Source organism: Micromonospora sp. 4G55 (genome assembly GCF_016803375.1).
This window is the reverse complement of sequence record NZ_JAEVHN010000255.1, coordinates 1-8,185: the sequence shown is the minus strand read 5'-3', so window position 1 is coordinate 8,185 and position 8,185 is coordinate 1. Positions and strand designations below refer to the sequence as shown.

Here is an 8,185-nt window from a genome sequence, read left to right as displayed (position 1 = left end):
CCCGGACGGTACGGTGACGGGCGACGCCAGCTGACCGGGGCCGTACGCCCGCCGCCGGCGCAACCGGCCCGCGGCGGGGCCGAACGGGGACGGATCGGGGACGGGGAGCTGAGCGGGGATCGACGGGGGCGGTGACGACGGGTGGGCCCCGCCCGGTCGTCGTACCGCCCGGAGCGCTGACCCGGCTGGCCCGGCTGGTGACCGAGGTGACCGCCCCCGCCGTGCTGGTCACCCTGCTGACCGTCGCGGTCGGCTGGCACGGCGCCGGTGGGGCGCACGGGCTCGGCTGGGCGCTGCTCGCCTCGGTCTTCGCCAGCGGCATCCCGTTCGCGTACATCCTCGGCGGGGTGCGGCGCGGCCGCCTGACCGACCACCACGTGGGCGTCCGCGACCAGCGACGCGTACCCCCTGCTCTTCGGTCTGGCCTCGGCCACCGCCGGCCTGGCGCTGCTCGCCGCGCTCGGCGCCCCCCGACCGGTGCTCGCCCTGGTCGCCGCCGGGGTGGTCGGCCTGGTGGTGGCGGTGACCGTCAGCCACTGGTGGAAGATGTCGATCCACACCGCGGTGGCCGCCGGCGCGGTGGTCGTGCTGGCGCTGACCTTCGGCCCCCGGATGCTCGCCGCCGCGCCGCTGCCGGCCCTGGCCGGCTGGTCCCGGGTACGGCTGCGCGACCACACCGTCGCGCAGGTGGTCGTCGGGGGTGTGGTCGGCGGTCTGGTCGCCGGCCTGGTCTACGCCGCGCTGCAGTGAGCGCGGCGTGACCGGTCAGGGGGTGTCGTCGCCGAGGCGCTGGCGGTTGGCCTCGATCCAGGCGTCCAGCGCGGCCGGGTCGTCCGGGTCCACCCCGTCCGCCATCAACTGCGCCACCGCGGCGGTGGCCGGGCTGCGCCGCTCACCCGTGCTGTAGAGCCGGGCGAACTCCGGCACCAGCTCCTCGATCGCCTCGTCGGTCCGGGTGACGGCCTGCTCCGGCAGGCCGCGCCGATGCCCCGCGAACGCCGTCCAGGCGCGCAGCACCCGGGGCAGCATCGCGGCGTCGTCCATGTCCAGCACGGCCCGGCGGTGCACCCAGTCCAGCAGGAACAACCCCGCCACCGCCGGGCTCCAGCGCAGCGGGTCGGCGTCCGGGAAGCTCGCCGCGTGGTCGAAGAGCAGGCCCAGACAGAAGTGCAGCGAGGCCAGCTCCGCGTCGCCGTCCAGGGCGTGCAGGCCGGCGCGGGCCGCCTCCGGCGACGCCAGGAAGGCCCGCACCAGCTCGGTGCGCTCCTCCCCGGTGAGCGGCTCGGCGTCCCAGGTCAGGGTGTCCGCCGGCGCGCCGGGCAGCACCGCCAGCCGGGCGCCGACCAGGGCCCGGTCGGTGGCGAGCGAACCCTCGCCGGGCAGGTCGCCGAGGTCGTCGGTGACCGTGAGGTGCCGGCTCACCTCGCCGTGCATCCGGGCCGGGTCCTCCTCGCGGAACCAGGTCAGGTCGTCCGTGGCGCACATCTGCCGGACCTGTTCGAGGATCCGCTCGGCGGGGCCGCCCACGAAGACGTCCTTGGTGATCCCGATGTTGTGGTCGACGAGCGCCACCAGCGCGTGCTCCGGACCGCCCGTCGCGTCGTCGTAGGCGAAGGTGGCGAGGTAGGAGGTCTGGTCGCCGTACACGTCGCCGTACGACCAGGCGCCGGTGAGGTGCACCCGGCCGAGCTGGCCGGACCAGGCCGGGGCCTGGGTGCCGGGGCGGACCTTCGCGGCGCCCTCCGCGTCCGGCACCAGCGCGGCGAAGACCGACCGGATGGTGGTCGCGGCGGCGGTCCGGCGGCGCGAGGTGGCGGCCAGGAAGCCGGAGACGAACTCCCGTACCGCCCGCTCCCGGTCGGTCTCGGCGATCGCGTAGACGCTGCCCAGCAGGGCGGCGCCGAGCATCTCGGCGTCGAGAGCGGTGTCCAGCCTCGTCACGTCGCGGGCGGCGTGCAGCACCGCGTCGTAGGGGGTCTGTGGCGTGGCCATGGTCCGACCCTACGCCGCGACGGCCGCCGGGACACCCGTGCCGAGGGCGGGTCTCACCGGGCCGCGTCGTGCAGCGCGTCCCTGGCCTGCCCGTACCGGTCCAGGACGGCCCGTACCGGGCTGAGGACGTACGTGTCGCCGATCCCGGCCACCGCGACGGTCAGGCGCTTCTCGGCCCGCTGCCGGGCCGCCGGGCCGCCCAGCGGATCACCGGCCGGGTCACCGCGGCCACCAGCAGCCCGGCGAGCAGGCCGCCGAGCAGCAGCAGGGTCGGCAGCGGCACCTCACCGACCCGCGGGTACTCCAGGGCGGGCAGCCCGAGCGCGCGCAGCGCGTAGCCGAGCAGCAGCCAGCCGAGCCCGGCCAGCGCGGCGAGGTGACCAGCCACTGGACGCCACCGACCAGCCGCCACCAGAGCGGCCGGCGGTCCATGCCCAGGTCGGTGCCGGCGATCGCCCGGTCCAGCGCGTCCGGCAGGTCGTCGAGGCGGGACCGGGCGGCCGTGGTGACCGCTCCCGGCCAGGCGTGGGCAGGTCGGCGCCGCAGCGGTCGGCGACCGCGCGGATGGCCAACCCGAGGGCGGACCGCTGGGCGGCGGTCGGATCGGGGACCGAGGTCGCGGCGACCAGGCGGTCTCCTGGTCGAGCAGGGCCAGCATGTTGGCGCCGAAGGTCTCCTGGAGCTGGGTGTGCTTGTAGAGGTTGTTCAGCACCACCTTGGCGACCGCGTCGCGCTTGAGCACGAGCACGATCCGCATGCCGGTACGCCCGGAGGACTCGTCGCGGATGTCGGCGATGCCGGCGAGCTTGCCCTCCTTGATCAGCTCGGCGATCCGCTCGGCCAGGTTGTCCGGGTTCACCTGGTAGGGCAGCTCGCTGACCACCAGGCAGGGGCGGCCGCGCTTGTCCTCCTCGACCTCCACCACGGCGCGCATCCGGATCGAGCCGCGCCCGGTCCGGTACGCGTCCTGGATCGCGGCCTGGCCGACGATCAGGCCGTAGGTGGGGAAGTCGGGGCCCTTGACGATCTCCAGCAGCGCTTCGAGGGTGGTCGCCTCGTCCGCCTCCGGGTGCTCCAGGCACCACTGCACCGCCGCGCCGATCTCGCGCAGGTTGTGCGGCGGGATCTTGGTGGCCATGCCGACCGCGATGCCCTCGGAGCCGTTGACCAGCAGGTTGGGGATCCGCGACGGCAGGATGGTGGGCTCCTTGGCCCGGCCGTCGTAGTTGTCCTGCAGGTCGACGGTGTCCTCGTCGATGTCCCGCAGCATCTCCATGGCCAGCGGGTCGAGCTTGCACTCGGTGTACCGCATGGCGGCGGCCGGGTCGTTGCCCGGGGAGCCGAAGTTACCGTTGCCGTCCACCAGCGGGTACCGCAGCGACCAGGGCTGCGCCATCCGGACCAGCGCGTCGTAGATCGCCGAGTCGCCGTGCGGGTGGAACTGGCCCATCACGTCACCGACGACGCGGGAGCACTTCACGTAGCCGCGGTCCGGCCGGTAGCCGGAGTCGAACATGGCGTAAAGGATCTTGCGGTGGACCGGCTTGAGCCCGTCCCGGACGTCCGGCAGGGCCCGCCCGACGATGACGCTCATCGCGTAGTCGAGGTACGAGCGCTGCATCTCGACCTCGAGGCCGACCGGCTCGATCCGGTCGTGCGCCACGACGGCCGCGGTTGTCTCCGGGATCTCCGGCTCGTTCGGGATGGACTCGGGAGTATCGGTCACTGTTAACCCTTATCAGACTCAGAGTCGTTTTCGTGCTGTGGATAACGGCTGTGGAAACCGGCCAAGCTGTGGATAACTCTGTGGACCGGCGGGTCGGCCGGGGACCGCCCGGCGACCGCCCACCACCGTCAGATGTCGAGGAACCGCACGTCCTTGGCGTTGCGCTGGATGAACGAGCGGCGCGCCTCGACGTCCTCACCCATCAGCACGCTGAACAGCTCGTCGGCGGTTGCGGCGTCGTCGAGCGTGACCTGGCGCAGGGTGCGGGTGGCCGGGTTCATCGTGGTCTCCCACAGCTCGGGGTAGTTCATCTCGCCGAGACCCTTGAACCGCTGGATGTCGTCCGGCCGGGCGTTGGCCTTCTTCTGCTGGCGCAGGGCGATCAGCCCGTCCCGCTCCCGGTCCGAGTACGCGTACTGGGCGTCGTCGCCCTTCTTGTTCCACTTGATCTTGTAGAGCGGCGGGGCGGCCAGGTAGACGTGGCCCAGTTCGACCAGCGGCCGCATGAAGCGGAAAAGCAGGGTGAGCAGCAGCGTCTGGATGTGCTGGCCGTCGACGTCGGCGTCGGCCATCAGCACGATCTTGTGGTACCGCAGCTTCTCGATGTCGAAGTCGTCGTGGATGCCGGTGCCCAGCGCGGTGATCAGCGCCTGGACCTCGTTGTTCTTCAGCACCCGGTCGATCCGGGCCTTCTCCACGTTGAGGATCTTGCCGCGGATCGGCAGGATCGCCTGGGTCCGCGGGTCGCGCCCCTGCTTGGCCGAGCCGCCGGCCGAGTCGCCCTCGACGATGAAGACCTCGGACTCGCGCGGGTCGGTGGACTGGCAGTCGGCCAGCTTGCCCGGCATCGAGCCGGACTCCAGCAGCGACTTGCGCCGGGCCAGCTTGCGCGCCTGCTGCGCGGCGATCCGGGCCCGGGCCGCCTGGGAGGCCTTCTGGATGATGGTCTTGGCCTCGGCCGGGTTCCGGTCGAACCAGTCGACCAGCCACTCGTTGCAGACCCGCTGCACGAAGCTCTTCACCGGCGTGTTGCCCAGCTTGGTCTTCGTCTGGCCCTCGAACTGCGGGTTGGCCAGCTTGACCGAGATGATCGCCGCCAGGCCCTCCCGGATGTCCTCGCCGGAGAGCTTCTCGTCGCCCTTGAGCAGCTTCTTGTCCGCGCCGTAGCGGTTGACGACGCTGGTCAGCGCGGCCCGGAAGCCCTCCTCGTGGGTACCGCCCTCGTGGGTGTTGATCGTGTTGGCGAAGGTGTAGACCGACTCGCCGTACGACTCGTTCCACTGCATGGCGATCTCGACCGACATGCCCTCCTCCTCGGCGCCGAACTCGACCACCGTCTTGTGGATCGGGTTCTTGGAGGCGTTGAGGTGCCGGACGAAGTCGGCGATGCCGCCCTTGTAGAGGAAGGTGACCTCACGCGGCTTGCCCTCCTCGCCCTCCGGGACCCGCTCGTCGAGCAGGTGGATGGAGAGGCCACGGTTGAGGAAGGCCATCTCCTGCAGGCGCCGGTAGATGGTCTGGAAGTCGAAGTCGACGGTCTCGAAGACGTCCGGGTCCGGCCAGAAGGAGACCGCCGAGCCGGTGCGGTCGGTGGTCTCCCCCTTCTCCAGCGGCGACGGCTTGGAGTTGGAGTACTGCTGCCGCCAGACAAAGCCGGACTTGTGGATTTCCACTGCCATCCGGGTGGAGAGGGCGTTCACGACGGAGACGCCGACGCCGTGCAGACCGCCGGAGACCGCGTACGCCTTGCCGTCGAACTTGCCGCCGGCGTGCAGCACGGTCAGGGCCACCTCGACACCCGGCTTCTTCAGCTTGGGGTGCAGGTCGACCGGGAAGCCTCGACCGTTGTCGGTGACCTGGACGCCGCCGTTCTCCAGCAGCACCACGTCGATGGTGTCGCAGTAGCCGGCCAGCGCCTCGTCCACGGCGTTGTCCACGACCTCCCACACGAGGTGGTGCAGACCGCGCTCGCCGGTCGACCCGATGTACATACCGGGCCGCTTGCGCACCGCCTCGAGCCCCTCGAGGACGGTGATCGACTCGGCGCCGTACTCCTGCTTGTCCTGCGCTGCCACCCTCGGCCACTTTCTCGCGCCGGCCGCGCCAGGGCGCGGAGGCGCGGGTTCGGCGGACAGGACGCGACGTCGGCGCACGGACCGCCCCCGGGAACTCCAGGTCACGGATCGCGTACGCCGGTCGCCGCGGTTGCCCGCGGATCGCGATCGGCTCGACCCGCCGCGGTACGTTGACCAAGGACCCCCTGGCCCCCGTGTCCGTCGCTCCGCGTCGGGTCTTCGTCTCGCTGTCAATCCTACTGTGCGCGGACGACAGAGACGCCACTCGGCACCCCCTGCGCGGCGTCTGAGACCTCCGTAGCGGCCCGAATCGCGCTGGCCGCGACTCCCCCTACACGCCAAGGGGGGATCGAGGGCGGGGCCGCCACGGAATCGGACCGGACCGACGGCCGGGCGGGGGTCGCGCGCAGAGCGGCCGTACCGTACCTTTGCGGCGCCACCGGTGCTCGGCTTGATCTTTACCATCCGTAACCGGGACGATCGACCCGATCGATCCGACACGTGCTCACAAGGGGTGACGCCAGATGGGGCTGGACAACGTCGCGGTGCACTGGCCGCGGACCGGCCGCTTCTACGATCCGGTCGCGCCGGCCGAGTTCGTCGACTTCGGGGAGATCGTGGACATCCCGCAGATCTCCGCACCTACTGCGGCGCTCGCCGAACACATCGCCAAGACGGGGACGGTCCGGGCGACCGCCTACACCGAACTGGTCGACCTGATCCTCGGCCTGGAAAATGTGCTCTACGCCACTGATGCCGCCGCCGAGGACGAGGACCCGGTGATCGACCCGGACGGGTGCTCCTGGATCGCCGGCGGCGTGGAGAAGTTCGTCGCCCAGCACCGGCCGTTCGGCGAGACGGTCACCTTCGAGTCGGTCAGCGAGGTGCTCCGCTCGCTGCTGGCCGACGGGCGGCTCGCCGAGCAGCAGCTGCGCTGGCTGGGCACCCGGCTCGACGCGTTGCGCGACGAGAGCGGCAACCCGCCGCAGTGGGACTTCACCTGCGCCGAGCTGGGCGTGCTGGCCGCCTTCTACCGCCGCTGCGCCGACCGCGGCTTCGCCGTCTACGCCGACGCCTGATCCCGCGCCGGCCCGACCCGCCCCGTCGACCTGACCGGGCGGGGTCGCCGGCGTCGTCAGGAAGTCGTCGGGCCCGGCGCGGCGGGGGTGCCGCCGGTCGTGGCGCGGTTGGCCGCGCCGATCACCTCGGTCAGCATCGTGTGCAGGCGCCGCAGCTCCTCGATCGGCATGCCGAGCCGCTCCACGATCGTCGGCGGGATCTGCTCGGCGCGGGCGCGCAGGGCCTGACCGCTGGCGGTGAGCGTGACGGCGAGGCTCCGCTCGTCCGCGGCGTCCCGCTCGCGCCGCAGGTAGCCCGCCGTCTCCAGGCGCTTGAGCAGGGGCGACAGCGTGCCCGGATCGAGCTGGAGCAGACGGCTGAGCTCCCGGACCGACAGCGGCGCGTGCTGCCACAGCGCGAGCATGACCAGGTACTGCGGGTGGGTCAGCCCCATCGGCTCCAGCAGCGGCCGATAGACGGCGACGACCCCGCGCGCGGCGACGGAGAGGGCGAAACACACCTGCTGCTCCAGCGCCAGCGGATCCCCGTCCAACTGGTCACGCACCGATCGGCCTCCTCGTGGTCGTTGCTATCGTACCAATCATTGGGGCGCCAATCGTTGGGGCGCAAACCATCGAGGAGAGGTCGGGCGCGATGAGCGAGGAGAAGCGGCAGCGGGCTCCCGGCGAGGGCGGCAGGCTGTGGGCCTGGGCCTACAAGTACCTGGCCGGCCCGGCCGAGGGGGTGCCGGGTGCCGTGCAGGGCGGTTCCACCCAGGCCCGCGAGGCGTGGAAGCGGGACCTGGAGAACCGTAAGCGGTGGAGCCGCGAGCAGCGGGAACGCAAGCGCGCCGAGCGCGAGGCCCGCCGCGCCGAGCGGTGACCCGGGCTCAGCCGTAGGTGTCGCGCGGGCCGCGGCCCCGGACCCGCCGCGGCCCCTTCGACCAGGAGGGAGCCGCCGGGCCGTGGATGTGCAGCTTGCGCACCACGTTGTGGCCCACCTCGCCGGCGATCCGCTTGAGCAGCGAGCCGGCGAGCAGCCGCAGCTGGGTGGCCCAGGCCGTCGAGCGCGCCTCCACGGTCAGCTCGCCGTCCTCCAGCTTGACCGGGCGGCTGTGCTGGGCGATCTCCGACCCGACGACCTTCTCCCAGGCGCCGAAGACGGTCGCCTCCGCGGCCGGCTGCTGCCAGCCGCGCGCCTTCATCAGCCGTTCCAGCACCACGCCGAGCGGCTGCGGGTCGCGCGGGTCCGGGCCCGGCCCGGAGTAGCCACGCAGCCGCCGCTCGCCGCCGTCGCCGGAGACCGCGCTCTTCCGCCGGGTCTTCGCCGCGTC

General features: G+C 72.4%; 6 protein-coding genes and 2 pseudogenes. 3 read left to right on the top strand and 5 right to left on the bottom strand.

All coding sequences use genetic code 11. The annotated features are described in order from the left end of the window. The first annotated feature begins 131 nt into the window (after positions 1 to 131). Positions 132 to 750, top strand: a pseudogene (locus JNW89_RS20255) (phosphatase PAP2 family protein). 15 nt (positions 751 to 765) lie between these two features. Here the strand turns inward: JNW89_RS20255 and JNW89_RS20250 are convergent. The 3 genes and pseudogenes from JNW89_RS20250 to gyrB all read right to left on the bottom strand — a co-directional run bounded on the left by JNW89_RS20250 (position 766) and on the right by gyrB (position 5,793). Continuing rightward, positions 766 to 1,992, bottom strand: coding sequence for a hypothetical protein (locus JNW89_RS20250; RefSeq protein ID WP_154940783.1), 1,227 nt, complete (start codon positions 1,990 to 1,992; stop codon positions 766 to 768). Positions 1,993 to 2,632: 640 nt separating this feature from the next. Then, a pseudogene (locus JNW89_RS20245) lies at positions 2,633 to 3,718 on the bottom strand (DNA gyrase subunit A); the annotation flags it as partial. Between the two features lie 128 nt (positions 3,719 to 3,846). Further along, positions 3,847 to 5,793, bottom strand: a complete 1,947-nt coding sequence (gyrB, locus tag JNW89_RS20240; RefSeq protein WP_238450086.1) for a DNA topoisomerase (ATP-hydrolyzing) subunit B — start codon at positions 5,791 to 5,793, stop codon at positions 3,847 to 3,849. A 524-nt stretch (positions 5,794 to 6,317) separates the two neighbouring features. Here gyrB and JNW89_RS20235 point away from each other — a divergent pair. Further along, entirely contained in the window at positions 6,318 to 6,872 is a 555-nt protein-coding gene (locus tag JNW89_RS20235; RefSeq protein WP_238450085.1) for a hypothetical protein, read from the top strand. A 56-nt stretch (positions 6,873 to 6,928) separates the two neighbouring features. Here the strand turns inward: JNW89_RS20235 and JNW89_RS20230 are convergent, their stop codons facing one another. Continuing rightward, a complete protein-coding gene (locus JNW89_RS20230) occupies positions 6,929 to 7,417 on the bottom strand; it encodes a MarR family winged helix-turn-helix transcriptional regulator (RefSeq protein WP_238450084.1) in 489 nt (162 codons plus the stop codon). Between the two features lie 89 nt (positions 7,418 to 7,506). On the opposite strand from JNW89_RS20230, the gene JNW89_RS20225 reads away from it, so the two are divergent. Then, positions 7,507 to 7,734: a hypothetical protein gene (locus JNW89_RS20225; RefSeq protein WP_238450083.1), complete on the top strand. Its 228-nt coding sequence runs from the start codon at positions 7,507 to 7,509 to the stop codon at positions 7,732 to 7,734. Positions 7,735 to 7,741: 7 nt separating this feature from the next. On the opposite strand, the gene JNW89_RS20220 is transcribed toward JNW89_RS20225, so the two are convergent. Further along, the coding region (locus JNW89_RS20220) for a DUF721 domain-containing protein (protein WP_238450082.1) at positions 7,742 to 8,185 on the bottom strand (444 nt) is incomplete at its 5' end.

What these genes read in the sequence shown, in the direction of transcription:
- JNW89_RS20250 (WP_154940783.1), bottom strand. Translation starts at nt 1,992, where the DNA reads ATGGCCACGCCACAGACCCCCTACGACGCGGTGCTGCACGCCGCCCGC.
- JNW89_RS20235 (WP_238450085.1), top strand. Translation starts at nt 6,318, where the DNA reads ATGGGGCTGGACAACGTCGCGGTGCACTGGCCGCGGACCGGCCGCTTC.
- JNW89_RS20225 (WP_238450083.1), top strand. Translation starts at nt 7,507, where the DNA reads ATGAGCGAGGAGAAGCGGCAGCGGGCTCCCGGCGAGGGCGGCAGGCTG.